We start from the raw sequence: 22438 nt of genomic DNA, 5'->3' as shown, positions 1-22438 counted from the left end.
AGCTTACAATCCGGTGAATTCCACCTTACGATTTCGTAAGGAAAGAAACTGAAAAAGTAGTACCTTCATGTAAAACACTTTGAACAGAAATGAGCCCCTCTTGTCCCTCTATAATAGATTTTGCAAGAGGAAGTCCTAATCCAATTCCCGGAGTGTTGAGGGAATATTTACTGCGATAAAAGCGTTTGAAAATATGGTGTATATCTTCCGGGGCAATTCCACTTCCATTATCAGAAACTAAAATTCGTATCATAGTTGGTGCACTTTCCCAAGTAATCTTTACTATTCCTCCTATTTCTGTATGGTCTAACGCGTTCTTTACAAGGTTTCCAATCGCTTCACTTGTCCAATCCATATCACACATAATAACTTGATTAGATGTTCCATTTACAATAATCTGTTTTTTTTCTTGTGTAGCTCTTATTGTAAGTTCACTGATAGCGTTTTTAACTAATTCCTGTATAAGACAGGTACGCTTGTCAAAAAGAATATTTCCAGTATCTAAACGTGCGATTTTAAGCATAGACAAAATAAGCTGTTCTATTCGTTTTAAGGCGGTTCCGGTTTTTTGCGAAAATTTTTTTACTGTTTCAGTATTATCCGGTTCCGCTTCTATAATTTCTTGATACATCATCAAAGCTGCTAATGGAGTTTTCAGTTGATGTGAAATATCTGAAATTGTGCTTTTCAAAAATTCTTTTGTTTTATGTTCTGTTTCACTTTTGGCTTTAAGCATAGTTGCAAGCTGTTCAACAGATGCAAATAAATGAAAAAGGTCTCCCTCACTGTCTTGCGGTAAATGACAAGAATAGTCATTGTTAATATAGTTATCTATAATTTTTCCAGACTGTCGATATAGATTATTTCTAATTTGTAGGAAAGAAATAACCCCAATGACAAGAATTATCACTAGACAAATTCCCCCTCCTAATGCTATATGCAAAAAGTGATATTGAAACTGGGAAAAATGTGGCAACAAGCTACCAAACGTATTTGTGGTAATTCCCAAATTATCTAAAAATTCCATTCCCGCGGTACTTATATCTGTGGAAGAAATAGCATTGGCAATTACTTCTTTTGAAACCTCCTGTTCCAACAAGGCAGATACAATAGCTCTATCATGTTCCAGATACATAGACTTTGCTGTATTTAATTGATTTATAGAAAACCATGTAGAAACTCCCACAAGTAAAATACTGTATATAGCAATAAAAAGAGAAAAATGTTTTATTTGCTTGTCACGAAAAATATTCATACTTACACCTCTTTCCACTGATAACCAAAGCCGCGAATGGTTATTAAGCGCTGCGGGTGGGAAGCGTCAGTTTCCACTTTTTCGCGAAGCCGCCGGATATAAACCGATAAGGTGTTATCGTCAACAAAATTTCCTGTACCGTCCCATAAATCATTTAGAATAATATCTCTGGAAACAATGCGATTTGCATTTCGTACTAACAGACAAAGCAGACGGTATTCTGCGTTTGTCAGTTCTAGTATTTTATTGTTCAAAATTACGCGGCAACTTAAAAAGTCAATCGAAATGTCCCCACATTTCAATACACTTGCCTTGTCCTGCGGTGTTACTCCTGCACGTCGTAACAAGGCACGAATACGGGAACATAGTTCCCCCAACTTAAAGGGCTTTGTAACATAATCGTCCCCGCCGCAATCCAAGCCACGAATAATATTGACTTCTTCATCAGAAGCAGTCAAAAAGATAATCGGTATCTGTTTGTTATGTTTCCGCACATTTTCGCAAACCTCAAAGCCTGTTCCGTCCGGCAGTGTCACATCAAGAATAAGCAAATCGTATTTTTCGATTTGTGCTAATTGCTTTTCTGCTTCTTCAACAGTACGGGCAATATCAACGTAGAAACCATTTTTCTTTAGAGAGTAATGCAACCCGTCTATTAAGCTAATATCATCTTCTAAAAGTAATAAGTTACTCATGCTTAAACTCCTTTCTCCTTGCGTCAACAGGTTTTTCTGCATCCTTTGGTATCAACCACATATAACCGATTTTTGAAACTCCCGGTATTCTATCTTCCTTACAAAGAATCTGTACTCGTCGTTCAGAAATGCCCCATTTTTTAGCTGCTTCGGGGCAAGACATATATTCCATAACAGTCCCAGTCCTTTCTATAAACCATATTATCATAATTATAGTCGGACATACGAATAATAGCAAGTGCAAACATATGAATTATTATGGCTACAAATAGGAACTGTATAGACGTATTCAGTATGAAAGAGGAACAGTAGAATGTATATGGGTGAATAAATATGGCAAAAAGACCAACAGCTAAATATGACTTTAAGGCTTTCGGACAAGCTATCAAAGTAGCGAGAACCGAACGAAAAGAGAGCCGCAAGAAAGTAAGTGATGAAATGTATATCTCACCACGTTATCTTGCTAATATTGAGAATAAAGGGCAACAGCCGAGTTTACAAATTTTTTATGAGCTTGTAACACGTTATGATATATCCGTAGACCAATTCTTTTTTCCGAATAAATCCGCGGAAAAAGATACACAACGCAGACAACTTGATACATTGCTTGATAGTATGAGTGAGAAAGGAATACGGGTAGTCACCGCCACAGCAAAAGAGATAGCCGAAGTCGAAGCAGAGGACAGGTGAATGTCCAGAACAGAATTTTAAAATGAGAAGACACATTGTAATTTTTTGAGAAATACAATGTGTCTTCTGTTTTATATAGCTTATTTCACAATCTTCCAGTTTTCCCCGTTCTTTTCCAGTACAAGGTTAAACTGTGATACCTGTGTTGTCATGGTCTGGTTATCCAGATATTTTACTGCAAGGGAAGCTGTCACCTGATTTCCGTTTCGGTTATAAACCGGATTTACCAGTTCCGAGAAAATATACTCTTTTCCCACAGTTTTCAGCACACCCTCATTTACATAATAGGTCAGTTCCTTTGCGGTTGCCGTAGGGTACAGCTTGAAAAAGGTGGTGAGAAATTCGTTGATTTCCTCTGTGGTGATGGAATCCACCGTACCGTCACTTTGTACCGCTTTGGGAGTGTAACCGGATTTTACGGGAACACTGGTAATGGTTGGATTCTGGATAATCGTCAGGTTTCCAGAGCCGTCCACATAGACTGTCACCTGATAGGCGGAACGGACGGTTTTACTGGATTCCCCCTCTGTGATACGCTGTTCCACCGTATAGGTCACTTGATAATGCTGCTCTTTTTCTTCTGTGATTTCCCATATCTGAAAATCGGTCAGGGCAGACGATACGGGGATGTCCTTTCGGACAGTATCTACATTCAGGGCTTGCAGCTCTCCGGTGAGATACCCTTTTAAAGCGTTTGTCCGGTTGTCAATGGAAGCGGCGGACTGTTCCCATGAATAGTAGACTTCTGCGAAATTCTCCACAAAATTCTCTATCTTGTGAGTGTCGAGGATTTGTTCCTCAATCACTTTCGTTTCATGGACAGTGTGAATGTCTATCGCCGTGAAATTCTTATAGACGGCAAACAGGAAGCTCATTGCCAGCAGCACCCACAGGGCAATCACGGTTTTCTTATGGGTATTGACTTTGTAGACTTTCAGTTTCTTTTCTTTCTGCTTTTTCTGGTTTTCCTCTTTTCTAATCTGAATCATATCGGTTCATCCTTTCTTATTGTTTGATTCGTCCGGCTCCAGCAAGGTGCTGTTGCCAGTAGGAGCCTGTCAGGTCTGCGTAACCAATGGGATTTCCGGCATGGTACATCCGGTTATTTCCCACATACAGTCCCACATGGGTGATGTAGGTTCCGGCGTTGTAGGTAGAGTGGAAAAAGACCAAATCCCCTGCTTTTGCTTCGGACAGGGGGATGTGCTGCGTTACATTGTACTGTTCCTGTGCTGTCCGTGGCAGGGCGATTCCTGCCTTGCCATAGCACCACTGCACCAGTCCCGAACAGTCAAAGGAAGTGGAGGGAGAATCACCCCCGTACACATACGTCCATCCCTCATACTTTAAGGCTTCCTCCATGATAGCCTGCACCGTTTCATCATCAAACTGTGCCACGGTCAGGTATTGCGATACCAAGAGGACATAGAACATATTTCCGTAGGAATACCGCCAGCCTCCGTTTTTCTCTACCGCAACAGGGTTGGTGTAGGTGACTTTCTTTCCGCCGGATTTGTCCCTTGCGAAGCTCTCTGCCAGTTCAAAAGTGTATTTTTTCCCACGCCCTGCCACATAGTCTAGGAAGCCGCCGCCGTAGTTGTAGGACTGAATCACACTGTTTAAGTCACAGCCCTTTGTTTCTGCCGCTGCGAGCAGTTCCGAGAAATATTTGCAGCCCTGTTTGATGGATTCCTCTGTACTAAGGGAGTTTGGGGGAAGCCCCAGAGATTCCGAGGACTGCATAACGTCTTCCAGTGTGCCGCCGGATTCCACCTGAATGATGGCGAGCAGCACATTTAAGTATTCCTCTATGCCATATTCCCTTGCATACTTTTCCAGCATAGGTTTATGGGCGAGGACTTCCTGTGATACGCTCACGCCCCCAAAGATAAGATTTCCGCCGCTTCCTCCGTCTTCCTCATCCGAGAAGACAATCACCACCAAAAGGAGCAGGGAGAACATCATCACGAACACGCCGGAACAGGCAAAGAAAAGGTGTCTTAATTTCATGGTTTCTCCCCTTTCTTTTGTTTGGCAGCCGCTTTTACCGTTTTTGTCCACTCCTTTCTGGCGGTGGTACGCCGGATGGTAAAGTTTGATTCTTTTACCGCAGGGGCAGCCCGTTTTCTTTCCGATATCACAGGAGCCGTATCATTCTGGACAGGTCTTGCCGGACGGGGAGTAGCCTGTGTGATAGTGGGAGCCGTCTTTTGTCTTTCATTTGGCTGGGATAGGGAAGCAGATGGGACTATCTGGCGTTCTGTCCTTACAGGTGGCGTTTGTTCATGGTGGATGGAAGCAGCTTTTACCACCGGAACCGAAGCCTGTTCTGCCACAGTTTCCCCATAAGGAACCTGTCCCCGTTCCCTGATGGATAGGGAAGCAGGCTGCATGGCTGGTTTTACTGCATGATGTCGGAAATCTTCTGGCTGCTTTGCAGTAACAGGGCGTTCATGGACAGGAGCTGCCCCTTTGGGTGCTTCGGAAGCTTTCTGTTGCGGCTGTTTTGCCTGTTCCAGTTCCGCCCTGCGCTCTGCAATGGTATGTCTGCGGCTTTCTGCCTGTGCGTTTCGCTGTTCCGCTCTGGCAGTTCGGGTCTGGGTCACGCTGGAAGTAAAATCCCGTACTCCCTCTGATACCTGTGTTTTCCCGTGGTAAAGGGCGTACTTTGCATTGACGGGCAAATCCTTTGCCTGCTCCCGAAGCTGTCCGGCAGTATCGGCTATCTTATCTTTGGTATCTGCCGCCGCACCTACCGCAGAACCAGCCCGTTTCCATACGGATTCTTTTTCCGGTGCTGCCTGTCCGTCTGGTCTGCTGTGGTCTGCCTGTGTGCGTTTGGAAGAGCCGAAGTGGGAAGCATTTCTATGGTCTGAGCCAGCCTGTTTTCCTGCGTGGTATGCAGCCGTTCCAGTTCCAAAAGCCGCCACAGAACGTCCTAGCTTATGCTGTAAACGGTGCATATGGGCGTGCATGAGCATACGGGGTCTTCGCATGATACGGCTCCCCATGCTTTGGGAATCCCCACTCTGTAAGGAGAACATCCCCATCAAATCTCCCAGCTTGAAATAAATTCCGGCAAAGGTCACTATCTGCAAGAACGCCGTCAGGAAGAACGGATATTCCCCAGACAGGTTGTAGAGCATGGTGGAAATACTGAACGCTACCGTGATAATCAGGGTGATTCCGGCTCTGGTAAGGATAGTGTTGAACAGTTTCGTAATGGCACGTTTGAACATCCCCTCAAAAGAGGGAACCATGCTAAGGAGGAAGCTCACAGGCAGGAACATGGCGTAGATGATAAAAAGCACCTGTGAGAAAATCATTATCCCCGTGAGCAGGAATACAAAAACGGAGATACCGATATTGAACATGAACAGGAAGAAGACGGTTCCCAAACGATTGATGGTCTTTGTGATGGTAAGGTTCGTGTTTTCCCTGTCTTCGATTTCCTCCACTACGATTTCTTCTCTGTCCTGTCCGTTGTTTTCGTCTGGACTGGTTGAAAGCAGGTTTTCCACACGGTCTGCTCCAATGCTTTCCATATCTGAATTGCCATATTGCAACAGGAGCCACGGTTGCTTGACCTGAATGGAAAACAGGCAGTCCCGTATCAAATCCACGCTGTCTTTTCCCTGACTTTCCGAGTTAGGCAGCACAATCTTTGTACCAAGGGTCAGGCTGGCATTGCTGATGTCTGCGGAAAATTCATTGATTTTCCCGATATAATCAGGAGCATAAGCGATAAAGGCAGCGGACAGCACGAACACCACCACGAAATTGACAACGGCATGGATGGCTTTTGTGGTTTCCCGTTTGATAAGCCCTGTGTAGGCAACGTAAATCCCCACCACCAGAATGAGAATCAGCAGAAACCCGATATAAAATCCCTCCGAGGACAAGCCGCCTGTGGTAACGCCTGCAAGGGTCTGCATATTTTTCCCAATGGAATCCGCCGTAGAGGAAATGAAGTCCAGCGAGTAGGCTTCCTGAATCAGATACCCCGTGGCGTTGGAAAGATACAGGCTGATTGTCCAGATAAAATTTGTGATGGCATACAGCCCGTACATCACCTGTTTTCCGATACCGTCCAGCCAGTTCCACGGGAGCCAGTCCCATCCGCTGTCCACATAAAAATCAAGCTGGTAGTTGTCCAGAGGATATTTGCTGTATTCGTTGGCAGCGTCCACCGTATCATCCACCAGTCCGGCAGCGTGGGCGGCTGTGCCGAAGACTGCAAGCAGCAGGAGGATGAGCAGGAGTGCCAGAAGCACCCTGCCAATCATTTTTCCTGCCGTCTTCCAAGACAAGCCCTTTTTTGTGTGATGAGGAACTGGGAATTGCGGTCGGTTGGAAGTTCTATGTATCACCATCATTCCACCTCTTTTCTTACGGGCGGTCTGGTATCAAAGGCGTGGAACAGGTCTTCAAAGATAGGATGGAACTGTATCACGCCCACACGCCCGTACAAATCACTGATAAGGCACTGTCCGTTTTCCAAGTCACGGAGCCGCTTCTGGTTGTTTTCATCTTCGGAATCTACCCCGAAAAAGGCGAGGGTCTTCTTGATTTCGTTGATGTCCGTGGAACGGAACGCAAACTTCAAGCCCAGATTGTTTTTCAGCTTTTCATCCAGCAAATCGTCCGTGTTCTGGGTCACAAAGTAAACGCCTGCGTTCATGGCACGTCCGGCACGAACCAGCTTCATGGAAAGGGTCTTGCCCTGTGCCACCTGTAAGAAGCTCCATGCTTCATCCAAATCCACAATCTTAAACACGCTGCGGTCGGTGTGGATGAAGTCGAGGGCAAAGGTGCTGATTACAATGAGCATTGCCACGGAAAGCAGCTCCATTGTGGTGTATTCTTCAAACGAGGTTTCTTTATCTGGCAGCACCAAATCTGCCACCTGAATGATGTTGAGCTGCTTTTCAAAGCTGATGGACTGTGTGACATCTCCATCCGAAAAGAGCAGGTGTGCAAAGTCATAGTCCGTAAAGGATTCGATATGGTCGGCTATGCTGGTGCTGATGGTGGTTCCCTCCGCCCGAAGTTCCTCAATCACCTTGAAAAGCCCCCGTTCCTCACTGTTTGTCACCGCACGAATGGCTTTCCGAAGAACAGGGAACTTTTCCCCGTCACGGCTGGAAATGCCCGTTAAAAAGGTCAAGATGTCGATTGCCAGTGATTCAGAATCCTTTGGGTTTTCCATAATCACATACGGGTCGAGTAAGCCCCTGTTCTGTTCTTCCGAGGTCAGGTTTACGATATTGATTTCATGGGCGATTTCCGGCAGGGTTTCTTTCCAACGTCCCCGTTCCGCTTTCGGGTCAACAATGAGTGCCTGTGCCCCAAATAATACGGAATAATAGACAATCATGTTGTTGCTGAATGATTTTCCACCGCCGAGGGAGCCGACAAAAGCGGCAGCAAGGGCGTTGGTGACGGAGCCTTTTACCCCTTGACTGGCAAGGGCAGGCTTTAAGTACACGTTTCTTCCTGTATCAAGGCTGTACCCGATATAAATGCCCTCCGGTTCCCCCAACATCTGTGTTGCCCCGAAGCCAAGACCAGCAAGGAAGTCACTGGTGACATACTGGATATAATCGTTCAGATACCGTTTGCTGGCAGGGAGAAATTCCCCATGCAGCCCCAGCATATCCCCAAAGGGGCGAACCAGTTTCACGTTCAAATCGTCATAAAAATCTTTCACCTCATTGCAGCGGCGTTTCAGTTCTTCCAAGTCGGGAGCCGTCACACGAACCACATAGGACAGCTTATACATGGATTCCTTGCTCTGGTCTAAGGTGGATTCCAGCTCATTCACGCTGTCTAAAGCGTCCACCACGTTTGTACTGGTTTCGCTGTCATTCTGCCATGCGTGGTTGTCCAAATCTTTCAGCTCTTTTTTCTTGTTCCGCACCGTGGAGAGGGCTTTCCGGTTTGTCACAATCTCCACATTCATAGAGGTATCAATGGGAAAGGTGAATTGCTGCTGCTGATAGTAAAAGATTTCCGAGGATGGGAAGTCCAGTTCCCCAACAATGCTGTTGATGGTAAAGTAGGCAGCATAGACTGTCCCGTCTTCCTGTTCGATTTTCAGATACCGCTGGTTTTCCTCTATCAGACAACGGGTGGGTTTGATGAGGTCATAGTATTTCACCAGCGTTTCCTCCTGAAACCGTTTTTTCGGAAGATAATACTCATAATCTTCGTAGGCGGTTCCGGTCTGCCCGTATAAATGTTCAATCAGATAGCCGAAATCGTCCTTATCAAGCCGCCGTACTTTGAAACGGCGTGAGATTTTATTTTCCAGTAGTTTTTCCATCTTCTGAAACCGCCAGATTTCTTCATTGCTCATGGAAACAAAATCCCCCATGAGCTTGTGGTTGACTTCATGGAGGAAGTCGGAAACAGCAGTCTTTGCTTCCCTGCCAAACTGCTTCATGGTGACTTCCTGCTCATTGACAAGCAGCTTAAAGCCGATAAAAAAGCGGTAGTCCACCTGATTTTCCCCTATCATGGAAATCAGGGCTTCGGTCTGTGCGTCAATCTTTGCACAGGCAACGTCTTTTAACTTGCCTGTCACTTCCTGTTTGGAGCGTTCCTGTGCCGCCCGTATGCTGGATTCCGTGCTGATTTGCAGGGCGTGAATCTTCCCGTCCCTGTTCTGGGCGATAAGCTGCCGGAACGAATCGTGTACCTGATACTTCTGTTCAGGGCTTAAAAAGGAATAGTTGTAGGGAAGCAGCTCATAGTAAGCAAAGCACTCCCCGTCATGGTTGAACACAAGGTTATTTTCGATATACTTAATCGGATATGCCATAAATATCACTCCTTACTGCCGTGATGGGCTGTGCCGGATATTCCTTTTCCAGCTTCACGGGCTTTCCTGCATACGTTAGTTTCGGGCGTACCAGATATGCCAGTACGGATTTCAGGAAGCCGTAAGGCTTCTTCCCGTCAAAAGTCTTCTGGCACATGAACCAAGTGAGGGCAAAGGGTATGCCGAAATATTTTAAAAATGCCCCGTCAATGAACGAAAGAGGAGGAAGGTTCCCCAAGAGTATCACTGCAAGTACCGATACCACGAACCACGCCATCTGTGTGAACGTGATGGGGAATGGCAGCTTAAAATCATTGATGGAATAGAGTACCTTTTCCACCGACCAGATACTGGTATAGCTTCGTATTTTCTTCATGTTGTCCGTCCTTTCTAAAAGATGGGGCAGCAAAAGCCGCCCCTGAAATAAAAAAGCCGCCTGTACTTTCAAAAAGAGATACAGACGGGTCTATCGTATGATTTCATATACGCCGTGGTTCGTGACAATAAAGGTTCCATCCAATTCCATGTCACGCCCATAGGCAGCATAGTCGATATAGTTTTGTAAGTGTGCCGGAAGTTCCCCAAGCTGTCCGCTTTCTTCCAGATAGTAGCGAGCCACATCCGCCATATCATCACAGCCGGAATGGCAGATAATATCGTCTTCATGCTCACAGAGTTCTTCGATACTGCCAAAGTAGGATTGCAGCTCTGATAGTTCCTCCTGAATGTACTCCGGTAAGTCCTCCACCATTTCACACAGGCGGTTGACTTCCTCAATGGGGGTATATTCGTCAATCTCAAAGGGCAGCTCATAATCATGGATGGTGTATTCCTCATATTCATCATTCAAACCGATACGCTCTTTGACTTCCTCAAAGTCCACAGGCGGCGTGAACCATGCCCCCACCAGTTCGCCCTCATTGTATTTGCCTAAGTTGGCAATGTAAATCCGCATTTCTTCCAAGTTCCTCTACCTCCTTTTAGCGGTAATAAAAGATACCATTGTCTGTAAACAGGTAGTTTTCGCTGGTTTCCAGTTCCCGACCAATGGCAGCGTAGTCGATATGGTTCAACAGGTCTGGATGTACTTCTCCAAAGAGCTGTACCTCCTGCACCAGATAACGGGTGAGGGATTCCCCGTCCTGCACCGGATAGCAGCGTATCTGGTCTTTGTGGTCGATAAATTCTGTAAAGCTGGAAAACCACCGCTTTTGTATTACATCCATTTCATAATAGAGGGGCGTTCCCTGCATTTCCTGTACCATCCGGCAAAGGGCGTTGATTTCCCAGAGCCTTGTGTTGCCCTCCAATGGAAAGGGCAGCTCATAGTCTTCAATTTCGATTTCTTCCTCACTCTGAACCCCAAGACGTTCCCTGATTTCTTCAAAATCCACAGGGCAGGAAAACCATGCCCCAGGATATTCCTCAAAATCCTCATGGTAAAACCGTGTGGTGTTCAGGATGTAGATTCTCATTTCCTCAATCAGTATCACGTCCTTTCTTAGAAAAAAATGGCAACTAACTTTGTTTGTCAGTTGCCATTTTTCTAATAAAATATTCGCTTTAATTCTTCATCACTATTGATTTTTTTAATTACCCAAGGTTGTAAAAAATAATTGATTTGTGGGTCTAACATACTTACTAAATGAGTTTGTCCGGCAGGGGTTAATATTTGTAAATGTTGAAGTTCTATTACTAATCCATTGTTCATGGGTAATGGCAGGGTGTGAGTTGGTTCACGTAAAAACTCCCGAATGATTGTCATCTGTTCTGGTGTCATATTTTTCAAATATTTAATCTGAGCAGTTCCCAATCTCTTAGAAGCATACTTGTCATAAAAAAAATGAAAAATTTTAGATAGTAATAAAACGATTAGTAAAGCTGTGGAAATCACAAAAACAATGCCTATTGTAAAACCATATTTTTCTCGAAAATTTATAATATAAAACTTTTGGGCTAACTTTTGAGGCAATAATAATAATGTACCACTGGCAATAGATAAAGCTCCTAAAATGTTCGGCGGTAATTTCAAAAAATCAATAAAATCTTTCATACATTTCCTCCACTTTCAATTACTATTAAAGAAATTATACCACCATTCTTAGTTTATCTCAATTATCATACACTATCATATTACATCTTCTTTCTTTTGGGGAGTTACGCTCCCCAAGCCCCTAGTGGACTTCCGCCATGAAGCAATCAAGGCTTGCTCCATAACGGAAGTGTAAAATGGGTTTCCTATGCTCCGATAATCTTATTGAACAGTTCCAGTAAGATGTCCTTTACACCGTCAGCATTGAAGACCAGACCGACCGCTACAAGGGACACCACCAGAAAGCCGATAAGTTTGGAAAATTCCCTCTTAAATCCGAGGTACAGTCCAATCACCACGATTGCCAGCAACACAAGGGACTGGGCGTTGGATAAAAACCAGTTGTAAAGATTCTGTCCGAAATTCATAAAAGCTCCTTTCTTTCCTGTAAGAGTTCTTAGCTTCCAAGATTGCCGCCGTTAAAGCACCACCTCCTTTGCAGCGGCGGCTTGCTGCTTCAGGATTTTTTCATGCTTCTCCGTCAGCCTTGCATGGGTGATGATGTCATGGACAATCTGGGTGTGGTTCATCTTATCCAGACGGAGAGCCAGCTTTAAGGTGGGTGCTACCTGATGGGAGAGCCAGTGCAGGGTGCGTTCAAAGGAATAGGGTTCCGGTTTGGTTGTCAGTTTCAGGCTTCCCCTGTGTTCCCCCATAAACCACGCCCATTCCTCACTGATACGCCAGTCAGAACGGGGCTTTGTATCGTCCCTGTCCACGAACCGGACATAGCGGTTGATGATTTGAAAGGCTGTCTGTTCTGGATTGTCATGTTCTAACAGGTCACGGATGGCGTAAAAGGCACGCTCATTTTTCAGCCGGATTTCAAAGCGGTTCTTTACCTCTGCGTCCGCAATGGGAATATCATGCTTCTTGTACTGCTCATAGTCCTTTTCGTAAATGCAGAAGTACACCTCACTTTGGAGGGAACCAATATACAGGGTGTTCCCCATACATTCTTTTTCCCCACGCCGTACCAGTTCGCCGCTGCGGTAGCTTTTGAAGCTGCGGAAGACCGAGATACATTCCTCATTCCGGCACTTCTCTGTCAGATGGGGAATGTTCAGGATTCCTGTTTTGTCATTGATGGCAAGGTCAAGCCGCTTCATTACGCCGTCCTCCATGAGAACATCCATAAAAAATTCATACCAGCTCCGTTCCTGTGCCAGCAGATAGCTTTCAAACTGGCGGCAGCCACGCCCTTTCAGTTCCAGCAGCACCCCCTTTTCCAGTTCCGGCGATACTAGAACGAAAATATCCCCCAGATAGTAATGCTCCGTGTAAGAGTAAAATCCGTAGTCTTCATGGATAAAGTAGGGGAGTTTTAGCCGAAGCACGTCTTCCACGATATGCTTCACATCCGTAGTGGGGAAGCGAATCCGAACATAGTCAAAGAGCATTTCAAGGGGATTGTCTGGATTGAAGCGTTCCAGAGCTTCCGTGATGGCTTCCTGTAATGCTTCGGATGGGTGAGCCTTGCCCGTTTCAATATCGCTCAGGTACGGACGGGTGATTCCGGCAGCTAAGGCAAGTTTCTGTTGTGAGATACCGTAAACTTCCCGTTTCTCTTTGATGTCCCGTACCCATGTTTCTTCATTCAGTGAAAATCCCTCCTGTCTAAAAAAGCGTATGTCAACTTTCAGAGCCTTGTTGACACACGCCGGATATGGGAAAATCCCTTGTGTACCGTGGGATTCTGCCCTGTTATTTGGTTGTTGCCTGTCGATTTGTACCCCTCTGTTAGATACGAGGGGTTCATGCTGGCGTGCCTTGCGGCACACCAGCCACAGCAGGTCAGTCCGTTTCTGCGGCTTTCGCTTCGCACGCCGCCTGCACTTCCTGCCTGCTGTCTATGAGTTTTTTTATTTCTTTGAGGAAATCGTGTCCTTTTGGCACAAGGGGCGTGTAAAATTCCGAGATAACGCTGGTTCCCACATCCACATAGCCACGCCCTTTTATCTGCTTTAGGAAGAAATCCTTTGTGGTTTCCCCGAACATCATCCCATAGCCCATTTCCGACATCCGTCCCAGAGCTACACGGAAATTGAACTGGTCACGGATTCCGTCCCCCAGATACTTTGCGTCCGGACGCTGGCAGGCGAGAATCAGGAAAAAGCCAGCCTGCCGCCCAAGCATAACGATTTGTTTTAACTTGTTGAGGACAGCGGCGTTTTCCTTTGTGCCAAGCATTTCCATAAATGCCACATATTCATCAAAGATAAGGAAATTTGCAGGAAGCCCAAGATAAGCGTAATTTTCCCCTGTCCGGTAATTTTCCATGAGCTTCATGTCTTCGCTGCGTTTCATCATTTCTTCATAGAAACGGTCAATACAGGCGAGCATATCTTCCTTTTTGTAGTACACATCCGGCATAACCGCCTGTAAATCCGCAAGGTCGGCGTTCTTTGGGTCTAACACGAACAGGGCGGCGTTGGTGCGGAGCAGGGCTTCAATGAGGGTCAGGATGAAATAAGTCTTTCCGCCGCCGGTTCCTCCGGCAATGAGCATATGGGGGAGCTTGTCATACTCCCACCAGACATTTTCCATGAGCCGGAGCCTGCCGTCCTTTGCCTGTACATCTTCAATGGAGATACGGTTCGCAATGGTGTCATAGAGCAGGGTGTACTCCACGTAGGAATCCTTTAATTCCTTATCCTTCAGCTCACAGTACAAGCCGCTTTCCAGCTTTTTCTCCAAGTTTAAGAGCTGTTCCTGATATTTCCCCAAGGTGATTTCCACACGGATATGGAGCAAGCCCTGTTTCATCCTGTAATAGATTTTGGGAAAGTAAGTGATGGTTTCTTTGGAACGGCTGGAAGACAAGTCCTTGAAAAAAGCGTCTTCTTTTCTCTGCTCTGATTCATACCACTTGTTTTCCAACACCATCCTTGCCAGCTTTTGGCGGTGGATGAGCTGCTTTACTCCATCCATGCGGTATCGCCAGAACAGAAGAACTGCTGTAAGGCACACCAGCCCTGCCACGCCCATACTGAATAACAGGTAAGGGAGATTTACGTCCTGTGCTATCTGGGAGAAGGACACTTCCTGCCAGTTGGTTCCGGCAATCTGCCGGATATGAAACAGCAGGACAACCAGCATGAATACAGGGGACAGAGCGGCAAGGGCAGTATGGAACACAAGGTCTTTATCCGTGGGACGGATACGTTTTCCACGGGGGAAAAGCTGCTTCATGGGAATAATCCTCCTTTCGCGTTCTTCTTATGTTCCTGTTATTTTACAGGGGGAGCGTCTTTCTTCGGCGGCTGCGGATTCATGGCAGCCCCTTTTTTCAGGACAATATCCTCCGCCTTGATGTACCAGTCCACCTCTGCCCCTTGAAAAGTAGCCGTTGCCACGGTGTCTGCCACCGGATTGATAAGTTCCACCTCTGCGTTGTAATCGAACTCCTTTAACGGCACGCTGGCAGGGATGGAAACCTGAATCATACGCCCCTGTCCTCTGGATTTTAAGTCATAGGTACGCTCCTTGATTTCTTCTGATACCGAGCCGTCTTCATTCTGGAGGTGAATCTCACGGCGGAGGGCAGAAAATTTCAATGCCCCGAAAGTTGCTTCCTTGTCAATCACGATTCCGTTTGCTAATCTCATAGTCTGATGTCCTCCTTTTCCTTACGCTTTTACCATATCGTCAGCGTGCAAAATGTAGTTGGTAAAGCCCCTTGTGCCGATTTTATAGCCCTCTGCGGTGATACGGGGATTGACGAGCTTCACACGTTCCTCAAAGTCAAAATGTTTCTCTCCGGCTTCGGCAGGGAGGATAACTACAATATCATCCGCTCTCTGTACGTCCGAATACAGATTGAAGCTGCGGGAGAATACCGTCATGCGTCCGTTGATTCTTCTCTGTTCTGTTTTGTCTTCTCCGGCGAACTCCAAGTTGCCGAATGTCTTTTCCACGTTGGGGATAACGAATTTTAATTCCATATAGATGTACCTGTCCTTTCTGAATGTTGCGTTTGATGGTTAGTTTTGGGTTCTGGTTTGAAAGTCGGAGGGGAACGCTCCGGCGGTGGTGATTTCTTCGTAGTATCACATCCTTTCTGGGGCTATTGAAGAAATTACAGGGTTGTGATATTATCTAGGTGTTAAAAATTAAATCGTCATGGTTAGGATTGTTAGCTTGTGTTTTTTCATGTAGCTCTGTCATGTACTCCCAACAACTTAAAAGTAGATTTCAGTGGAGATTTATAATATCAGGAGGTACGCTTATGACAATAATAACAACTGTAAAAAGCATTATGGTGGGCGACGGAATTTCTGGGAATTTTTGCTAAAGTGTGCAGGGGCAATGGAAAAAATTACGGCTGGCATGACATGAAGAATCCGGGAGGGTCAAATCTCCAATTCCCATCGGGGCTGTTTTCAGCCCCATTTAATTTTGAAACAAAAAATAGACGCCCATTGTTGAACGTCTATTTTGGGATGATATTGAGGTTTGCTGGTCTATCTTATAAAATCTGAATGTACTTCGATTGCATTTTTATTGCATTTTTAATCTGTTTTCATATAGATTTTAGTGGTTGATAGTTCCTGAAAATGCCTTAAAATCAATGATTTTTATTTATATGGCATACTGTCTGTCTGGAGTTTGAATAATGGATTAAAATGCCGAAAGCCTGTATTTATGCGGGCTTCCGGCATTTGTTTTATCGAATGGCTCTAGTTTGGCTCTATTTGTGGGCGGAGTAATGCAATGCATAATGAGATATGTATTTTAATTTAATGATTGGAGGCGGTTAAGTGGATATTTTATTTAAGAATGATGATTTCGTATTTTCGTATAGGGTTGGTGGCATATTGACACACAATGGGAAAATTTTATTACAGCGTCCGAAAAATGATGATTATGCAATTATTGGCGGACACGTAGTAGCGATGGAAACAAGTATGGAAACGCTAAAAAGAGAATTTGAAGAAGAGATTCATGCTAAGATTGAGGTAGATAATTTACTGGCAATTGGTGAAATATATTTTCCATGGGGTAAGATACCATGCCATCAGATTTGCCTTTATTATAATGTTCACTTAGTAGATGATAGTATTCCTTTGGATGGAGTATTTCATGGATATGATGAGCTGGATAATGAGAGAATTGATTTAGATTTCTGTTGGGTTCCGCTAGAGGATTTAAAGAAAGGTACTAAGGTATATCCTTTGGAGTTGATACCATATATTCTTGAGCCGGGGAAAGAGATTGTACACTTTGTTTCAAGGCAAATATAATGATAGAGATTTCAGTGGAGGAAGAAGAATATGTTGGAAGTGAAATTCTATGATTCAATAGACGATTCATTGTTGAAATTTGCGGTAATTATTTCACAGAGTAATGGCAAATGGGTATTTTGTAAGCATAAAGAAAGAGACACATTTGAAGTGCCGGGAGGACACAGAGAAGCAGGCGAAAACATTCTTGAAACAGCTAAAAGGGAGCTACAGGAGGAAACAGGAGCTATTAAGTTTGATATTAAGCCAGTATGTGTATATTCGGTTACAGGAAAGACCAGAGTGAACGATACGGGGGAAGAATCGTTTGGAGAACTTTATTTTGCAGAGATATCGGAATTTGCAAAAGAACTTCATAGTGAGATGGAAAAGGTTGTTCTCATGGATGAGTTGCCAGATAATTGGACGTATCCGTTGATACAGCCTAAACTTATTGAGGAATGGGATAGAAGAGAAAAATTTGAAAAATAAAAGGTAAAGAGATAATGAGAAACGATATCATAGAATATTTACACAAAGAAGTTTATCAGAGATGTAAGCAACCAACTAATAAATTTGGTATGGGATGTTATTATCACATTGAGTCTGTAGCGAAAAATGCAGAGCTACTGGCAGAAAAATATGGTGCTGACAAGGAAGTTGTTATTATTGCATCATGGTTGCATGATATAGCATCAATAACTGATTACTCAATGTACGAGGAACATCATGTATATGGAGCAAAAATTGCAGAAGATATTTTAAATGAATTGAATTATGAAGATGAAAAAATGGAATTAGTACAAAAATGTGTTTTCAATCATAGGGGAAGCGTGAATTTGGAGAAACTCAGTAAAGAAGAGTTGTGTGTTGCTGATGCAGATGCCATTTCACATTTTGATAGTGTTCCTAGCTTGCTTTATTTAGCTTACGTAGAAAGAAAAATGAATATTGAGGAAGGCGTACAATTTGTAAAAGCTAAGCTTGAACGAAGCTACAACAAGCTATCAGATGAAAGTAAGTTTTTTTATAAGGAAAAATATGAACGAGTAATGGCTGTATTGCAGGGGTAAAAGGAGATAAAAATGTACATTATATTTGACATGGATGGCTTGATGTTTGATACAGAAAAAGTATTTATTATGGCTTGGGACTATGCTGGTGAAAAGATTGGCATAGGTAAGGCAGGATATATGGTCTACAAGACTTTAGGAATGAATATTGTTTCATCTTATAATGTATGGAAAGAAGAATTTGGAGATAGATACAATCAGGAAGAGCTTAGAAAGTACACAAAAGAATTCTTACAGAAATATTATAGTGAGAATACAGTGCCAGTAAAGAAAGGGCTATATAATCTGCTGAACTATTTAAAAGAAAATAGTTGCAAAATGGCGGTTGCTTCATCATCCCCAAGATGGGAAGTAGAGAAGCATTTAAAAGATGCAAATATATACGAGTATTTTATTTGGATTGTTTGCGGTGATATGGTTCAAAACTCGAAGCCGGATCCGGAGATTTATTTAAAAGCATGTGAATTGCTGAAGGCAAATCAATCGGAATGTTACGCTTTGGAAGATTCAAAGAATGGTTTGTTGTCTGCATATAGAGCGGGATGTAAGCCAATAATGGTTCCAGATTTATGGCAACCAGATGATGAAATATTAAATGTTATTGTTGGAAAATATGAAGATTTAGACGAAGTGAAAGCTGCTTTTGAGAATATAGATGTATAAAAGATACAATAAGCTATCAAAGAAAAGCAAATAATTTTATGGAGTAAAGTATGGTCAGGTGATGTCTATTATATAGTAATATATGACCATGCTGGGGAAAGGATTCATATATGAACAGTGATAAAATAATTGAGAACAATAAGAATTATTGGAATGAACATGCCGATTTGTGGTTTGGAACAACAGCACTTCCAGTGTATGGGGTACGATTTCCAACAGAAGATGATTTACACCTGTTTGGTGATGTTACAGGGAAGAAGATGTTGGAGATATGCTGTGGAAGTGGGCATTCTTTAAAATACAATGCTGAAAAAGGTGCAGGGGAGTTATGGGGCGTTGATTTGTCACAAAAGCAACTTGATAATGCAGCTAAACTTTTGAAGGATAATGGATATTCTGCTAAACTAATATGTTCAAAGATGGAAGATGAACTTGATGTGCCCAGAGATTATTTTGATTACGTTTATTCCATATATGGTATTGGCTGGACAACAGATTTGCAAGGCACATTTGATAAGATTGCTTCGTATTTGAAAAAGGATGGCATATTTATATTTAGCTGGCACCATACATTGAATTATTGTGTAGCGTGGTCCTGTGATGAACGTAAAGAGGTTTTTGAGGATGAAAAGCTGGTAATGACGAAGAGTTATTATGATGAATCATATTTTAAAATGCCTGTGCATGATAGTGAAATTGTTCTGTGTAATAGAAAGATTTCAACATACATTAATGCATTGGCAAAAGCTGGATTTATGGTCGAGCAATTAGTGGAAGAATCAGATGATAAATCATTAAATGCTACAGGAGGTGTTGATCCAAAAACAAAGAAAGCAAAGATGTTGCCGATTTCATTTTGTATAAAGGCAAGAAAGCTTTAGAATCTTGAGAACATAAACAATAAGGATAATTTTATATGGATAATTGGGCAAATATACTAGTGTACTGACATATTGATATTTAGTTAAATATTTCTGGCTGTTATTGCCGTTTTATGGTACAATAAAAGAAACGGCGGTGATATCCTATGGCAAGACCAAAAAAGTACAAAATCAAACTTACGGATGATGAATTAAAAGAATTTAAATCTGTCATCCGAAAAAATAAAACATCCAAAACAATCCGATGCAGATGCCAGATTATTATTGACCTGGATGAGTCCCACGGAAAAGTATTGACTCATGAGCAGTCTGCAAAATCAAATGGTGTATGTCTGGCAACAGTAACCAATACTGTGAAAAAATATTTTGAGGGTGGTATTGATGCAGTAACTGAGTTTAAGCGTAATGTTAATTCTGATAATGCAAGGCGTGTGCTCGATGGACGTGCTGAAGCCCGTATCATTGAACTTGCCTGTGGTCCGGTGCCGGAAGGACATTCAAGGTGGACCATCCGGCTGCTGGAAGAGAAATCAAAAATTGTTCTTGATACTCCGGTCAGCCGTGAGGCAATCCGAAGAGCCTTAAAAAAAACAAACTTCGACCTCACAAAAACGACTACTGGTGCATCCCCAAAAAAGATGATGCCGAATTTATAGCATGTATGGAAGATGTCCTTGATGTATATGAACTCCCATACAATCCTGAAAGACCAGTTGTATGCATGGACGAAAAGCCTTACCAGTTACTGGGCGATGCAAGGAAACCACTGCCCATGCGTCCGGGTGACAATCAGAAAACAGATTCGGAATATGTCAGGAATGGTACCTGCAGCATATTTGCTTTTGTCGAACCGCTTGGAGGCACTCATCATGTCAGCGTGCGAGAACAACGTACTGCCTTTGACTGGGCAGAAGAGATAAAATATCTCGTTGATGTCATGTATCCTGATGCAGAAAAAGTAATTCTTGTTATGGATAACCTTAACACCCATAAAACGGCGTCCTTGTATAAAAGGTATCCAGCAGATGAGGCAAGACGAATTATCAAGCGTTTGGAAATTCACTATACACCCAAACATGGAAGCTGGCTTGACATTGCAGAAATAGAACTGAATGTAATGACCAGACAGTGTTTGTCACGAAGGATTGAAAACATTGCAAAACTTCGTGGAGAGCTAGCTGCGTGGGAAGTCGAGCGTAATACAGTCGCAGCAAAAGTTAATTGGCAGTTCCGAACTGCCGATGCAAGAGTGAAGTTGAGTTCATTGTATCCTAGGTTTACAACAGCTTCCGAATAGGAAGTTGTTGTAATGCTAAAAATCAATGTGCCAATACACTAGATAAAAACATTGTAAAAACAAATGTGAATTTTGCAGCACTATTTGTAATGAATTGTGAATGCTTAAAAGACTATGTAATAAGCCAAGTGAAGGGATTTTATTGTGATGACCTTTACTTTGAAAATGATGAAGCAATTTATATTGAATCCGAAGCATATAAACAAGAAGTTAGAACATTGGATAAGCAGTTAGAAAATGCATCGTTAAAATGGTTTATGGAATCCGAGGCTGTTACACAAGAAGATTTTGATAATTATCAAAAGATACGGAAGCGGCGAAATGAGATTAATCATGAATTATTAAAAAATCTAAATATTGGTTTTACAGAAGATGACATAAAATTATTTGTTACATTAACTAATTTATATGAAAAAATTGACAGATGGTGGATTAATGAGATTGAAATTCCGACATCTGCAGATGAAATACCAGAAGACTATGATAGAGATGGAGTTTGCGGAGGACAAGCAATAGTGCTGTCAATTATCAATGATATTGTATTAGGAAATGGTGGGGAAAAGTATAAAAATATATTAAATGAATTGTTGAAACAAAAATAGACTTTTATTGCAATGTTTAGTATGTGTATGTTAGAATATTGCCTAAGGAAAGTACCCATGACAGGGCGTTAAGCGTCCGGGGGACGCTTGTTTAGCGCCGACCGGAGCGTAGCGTAGAGGTAGCCTCCCGAGTTTTATGATACCGGTCTACCGGAATACATAGGAAGGTCGCTGGATGTCCAGTGGACATCCGTTTAGCGAGGACCGAAGCGGAGCGTAGACGGTGGCGCCGATGACGGCTTATGAGATCATTTCGATTTTCATTGGGATATTAGCTTTGCTGATGTCCTTTGGTAGCTTGATTGTAGCGTTGCTTGCCTTTCTCGATAAGAGAAACAAGCAAAAATAAAAATGCCTATCCTGTCTGATCCACAGGATAGGCGGTGTCCGTAAGGACATTTCTTTAGCCTAAACTCGGAGCATCCACCTTTGGAGTGGGTGCTTTCTGTTTAATTAGATACTATCATCTTATGTCTGATAATTCAAGAGGTTTCGCTAATTTGGAAAAATTTTTACAGTAAGCTTGTCAGTCCCTTTCGACACAACCATGTTGTCATCAAGCAGATGCTGCTTGATTTCTTCAATGTTCTCATTAATACGCTGTAAACTGGCGTTGAATTCTTCTTCAGAATAATCATCTTTTGTATTTATCATATTTTCACGAATTTCCAGAGCTTTCATATAGGTACAAAGTTTCTTGTTGATGAGATTGTTCTTAAATGAGAGCTTAACAGTTGATGGCTTGAAATTGCCCTCATCATCTTTATCTGCTTCAAATTTCATATCAATCTGATCGTCTAATTTAAACAGCAATGATAATACATCAGAAACTGTTTCTATATCAAAATCCATGAAAATGTTAATACTGATGCCTAATGCATTGGCAATCTTTAAAAGCTGGTCAGGTTTTGGATTTCGGATTCCGTATTCATATTTCTTTATGGTTGCGGAGTTTATGCCGGATAGCTGACCAAGTGTTTCTTGCGATATTCCACGCATATTGCGAAAATATTTAATCTTTTCTCCAGTAGTCATAAAACAGCTCCTTTATGATTTGTTAGCTCTATTCTATCACAACAGGACACATTTGTGTATAAAAAGTTTGATGAATTACTTGACAGACACAAATGTATACTATATAATAC

At 42.9% G+C, this 22438-nt stretch carries 27 protein-coding genes; 10 read left to right on the top strand and 17 right to left on the bottom strand.

What is annotated here, in order from left to right:
- Positions 1 to 25: 25 nt before the first annotated feature.
- Genes H9Q77_RS13490 through H9Q77_RS13480 form a run of 3 tightly spaced genes read right to left on the bottom strand, consistent with a single transcriptional unit; the run spans position 26 to position 2122 of the window.
- The gene (locus H9Q77_RS13490; protein ID WP_118024891.1) at positions 26 to 1255 is read right to left on the bottom strand and encodes a sensor histidine kinase; all 1230 of its coding nucleotides are present in this window, start codon (positions 1253 to 1255) and stop codon (positions 26 to 28) included.
- A 2-nt stretch (positions 1256 to 1257) separates the two neighbouring features.
- Positions 1258 to 1950, bottom strand: coding sequence for a response regulator transcription factor (locus H9Q77_RS13485; RefSeq protein ID WP_055227215.1), 693 nt, complete (start codon positions 1948 to 1950; stop codon positions 1258 to 1260).
- The gene (locus H9Q77_RS13480) at positions 1943 to 2122 is read right to left on the bottom strand and encodes a helix-turn-helix domain-containing protein (RefSeq protein ID WP_055227213.1); all 180 of its coding nucleotides are present in this window, start codon (positions 2120 to 2122) and stop codon (positions 1943 to 1945) included. The genes H9Q77_RS13485 and H9Q77_RS13480 overlap by 8 nt, the downstream gene beginning before the upstream one ends.
- A gap of 161 nt (positions 2123 to 2283) precedes the next feature.
- Here H9Q77_RS13480 and H9Q77_RS13475 point away from each other — a divergent pair, with 161 nt between their 5' ends.
- Positions 2284 to 2640, top strand: coding sequence for a helix-turn-helix transcriptional regulator (locus H9Q77_RS13475; RefSeq protein WP_118024890.1), 357 nt, complete (start codon positions 2284 to 2286; stop codon positions 2638 to 2640).
- Positions 2641 to 2720: 80 nt separating this feature from the next.
- Here the strand turns inward: H9Q77_RS13475 and H9Q77_RS13470 are convergent, their stop codons facing one another.
- The 13 genes from H9Q77_RS13470 to H9Q77_RS13410 all read right to left on the bottom strand — a co-directional run bounded on the left by H9Q77_RS13470 (position 2721) and on the right by H9Q77_RS13410 (position 15499).
- Positions 2721 to 3629, bottom strand: coding sequence for a conjugal transfer protein (locus tag H9Q77_RS13470; protein WP_055227209.1), 909 nt, complete (start codon positions 3627 to 3629; stop codon positions 2721 to 2723).
- A 16-nt stretch (positions 3630 to 3645) separates the two neighbouring features.
- Complete coding sequence (locus H9Q77_RS13465) at positions 3646 to 4650, bottom strand: bifunctional lytic transglycosylase/C40 family peptidase (RefSeq protein WP_118024889.1); 1005 nt, start codon at positions 4648 to 4650, stop codon at positions 3646 to 3648.
- Positions 4647 to 7013: a CD3337/EF1877 family mobilome membrane protein gene (locus H9Q77_RS13460; RefSeq protein ID WP_408641174.1), complete on the bottom strand. Its 2367-nt coding sequence runs from the start codon at positions 7011 to 7013 to the stop codon at positions 4647 to 4649. Before H9Q77_RS13460 ends, H9Q77_RS13465 begins: the two co-directional genes overlap by 4 nt.
- Complete coding sequence (gene tcpF / locus H9Q77_RS13455) at positions 7013 to 9463, bottom strand: conjugal transfer ATPase TcpF (protein WP_118031586.1); 2451 nt, start codon at positions 9461 to 9463, stop codon at positions 7013 to 7015. The genes H9Q77_RS13460 and tcpF overlap by 1 nt, the downstream gene beginning before the upstream one ends.
- On the bottom strand, positions 9447 to 9839 hold the full coding sequence (locus H9Q77_RS13450) for a conjugal transfer protein (RefSeq protein WP_118024886.1): 393 nt from the start codon (positions 9837 to 9839) through the stop codon (positions 9447 to 9449). Before H9Q77_RS13450 ends, tcpF begins: the two co-directional genes overlap by 17 nt.
- Positions 9840 to 9929: 90 nt before the next feature.
- Positions 9930 to 10418, bottom strand: coding sequence for an antirestriction protein ArdA (locus H9Q77_RS13445; RefSeq protein WP_181977591.1), 489 nt, complete (start codon positions 10416 to 10418; stop codon positions 9930 to 9932).
- 25 nt (positions 10419 to 10443) lie between these two features.
- Positions 10444 to 10938 (bottom strand): antirestriction protein ArdA, encoded by a 495-nt coding sequence (locus tag H9Q77_RS13440; protein ID WP_118024884.1) that lies wholly within the window; start codon positions 10936 to 10938, stop codon positions 10444 to 10446.
- Between the two features lie 71 nt (positions 10939 to 11009).
- Positions 11010 to 11516, bottom strand: a complete 507-nt coding sequence (locus H9Q77_RS13435; protein ID WP_118024883.1) for a superinfection exclusion B family protein — start codon at positions 11514 to 11516, stop codon at positions 11010 to 11012.
- 185 nt (positions 11517 to 11701) lie between these two features.
- Positions 11702 to 11923 carry a hypothetical protein gene (locus H9Q77_RS13430; RefSeq protein WP_002570387.1) on the bottom strand — a complete coding sequence of 74 codons (222 nt, stop codon included), beginning with the start codon at positions 11921 to 11923 and terminating at the stop codon, positions 11702 to 11704.
- A gap of 51 nt (positions 11924 to 11974) precedes the next feature.
- Complete coding sequence (gene mobT, locus H9Q77_RS13425) at positions 11975 to 13198, bottom strand: MobT family relaxase (RefSeq protein WP_118024982.1); 1224 nt, start codon at positions 13196 to 13198, stop codon at positions 11975 to 11977.
- Between the two features lie 151 nt (positions 13199 to 13349).
- Complete coding sequence (locus tag H9Q77_RS13420; protein ID WP_118024881.1) at positions 13350 to 14747, bottom strand: FtsK/SpoIIIE domain-containing protein; 1398 nt, start codon at positions 14745 to 14747, stop codon at positions 13350 to 13352.
- Between the two features lie 38 nt (positions 14748 to 14785).
- On the bottom strand, positions 14786 to 15163 hold the full coding sequence (locus H9Q77_RS13415) for a YdcP family protein (RefSeq protein ID WP_118024880.1): 378 nt from the start codon (positions 15161 to 15163) through the stop codon (positions 14786 to 14788).
- A 21-nt stretch (positions 15164 to 15184) separates the two neighbouring features.
- Positions 15185 to 15499, bottom strand: coding sequence for a YdcP family protein (locus H9Q77_RS13410; protein WP_118024879.1), 315 nt, complete (start codon positions 15497 to 15499; stop codon positions 15185 to 15187).
- A gap of 816 nt (positions 15500 to 16315) precedes the next feature.
- Here H9Q77_RS13410 and H9Q77_RS13405 point away from each other — a divergent pair.
- The 9 genes from H9Q77_RS13405 (at position 16316) to H9Q77_RS16960 (ending at position 21642) form a co-directional block, all read left to right on the top strand.
- A complete protein-coding gene (locus tag H9Q77_RS13405) occupies positions 16316 to 16798 on the top strand; it encodes an NUDIX hydrolase (protein ID WP_249325870.1) in 483 nt (160 codons plus the stop codon).
- Positions 16799 to 16828: 30 nt separating this feature from the next.
- Positions 16829 to 17269, top strand: a complete 441-nt coding sequence (locus H9Q77_RS13400) for an NUDIX hydrolase (protein ID WP_249325868.1) — start codon at positions 16829 to 16831, stop codon at positions 17267 to 17269.
- A 14-nt stretch (positions 17270 to 17283) separates the two neighbouring features.
- The gene (locus tag H9Q77_RS13395; RefSeq protein WP_118669617.1) at positions 17284 to 17850 is read left to right on the top strand and encodes an HD domain-containing protein; all 567 of its coding nucleotides are present in this window, start codon (positions 17284 to 17286) and stop codon (positions 17848 to 17850) included.
- Between the two features lie 12 nt (positions 17851 to 17862).
- Entirely contained in the window at positions 17863 to 18513 is a 651-nt protein-coding gene (locus tag H9Q77_RS13390) for an HAD family hydrolase (protein WP_249325867.1), read from the top strand.
- Positions 18514 to 18623: 110 nt separating this feature from the next.
- Positions 18624 to 19394 carry a class I SAM-dependent methyltransferase gene (locus H9Q77_RS13385; RefSeq protein WP_118669615.1) on the top strand — a complete coding sequence of 257 codons (771 nt, stop codon included), beginning with the start codon at positions 18624 to 18626 and terminating at the stop codon, positions 19392 to 19394.
- A 146-nt stretch (positions 19395 to 19540) separates the two neighbouring features.
- Positions 19541 to 20050: a helix-turn-helix domain-containing protein gene (locus H9Q77_RS13380; protein ID WP_006855777.1), complete on the top strand. Its 510-nt coding sequence runs from the start codon at positions 19541 to 19543 to the stop codon at positions 20048 to 20050.
- Positions 20020 to 20691, top strand: a complete 672-nt coding sequence (locus H9Q77_RS13375; protein WP_134523031.1) for an IS630 family transposase — start codon at positions 20020 to 20022, stop codon at positions 20689 to 20691. Before H9Q77_RS13380 ends, H9Q77_RS13375 begins: the two co-directional genes overlap by 31 nt.
- Before the next feature lie 65 nt (positions 20692 to 20756).
- Entirely contained in the window at positions 20757 to 21293 is a 537-nt protein-coding gene (locus H9Q77_RS13370; protein WP_249325865.1) for a hypothetical protein, read from the top strand.
- Positions 21294 to 21525: 232 nt separating this feature from the next.
- Positions 21526 to 21642: a putative holin-like toxin gene (locus H9Q77_RS16960; protein ID WP_408641173.1), complete on the top strand. Its 117-nt coding sequence runs from the start codon at positions 21526 to 21528 to the stop codon at positions 21640 to 21642.
- A gap of 146 nt (positions 21643 to 21788) precedes the next feature.
- Here H9Q77_RS16960 and H9Q77_RS13365 read toward each other — a convergent pair whose 3' ends face one another.
- Positions 21789 to 22328, bottom strand: a complete 540-nt coding sequence (locus H9Q77_RS13365; protein ID WP_118669613.1) for a helix-turn-helix domain-containing protein — start codon at positions 22326 to 22328, stop codon at positions 21789 to 21791.
- Positions 22329 to 22438: the final 110 nt, after the last annotated feature.

Origin of the sequence: Simiaoa sunii (assembly GCF_014337175.1) — a bacterium.
In the GTDB taxonomy this organism is placed as follows: Bacteria; Bacillota; Clostridia; order Lachnospirales; family Lachnospiraceae; genus Acetatifactor; species Acetatifactor intestinalis.
The sequence above is the reverse complement of the archived record's forward strand: the minus strand, read 5'-3'. Positions and strand labels throughout refer to the sequence as shown.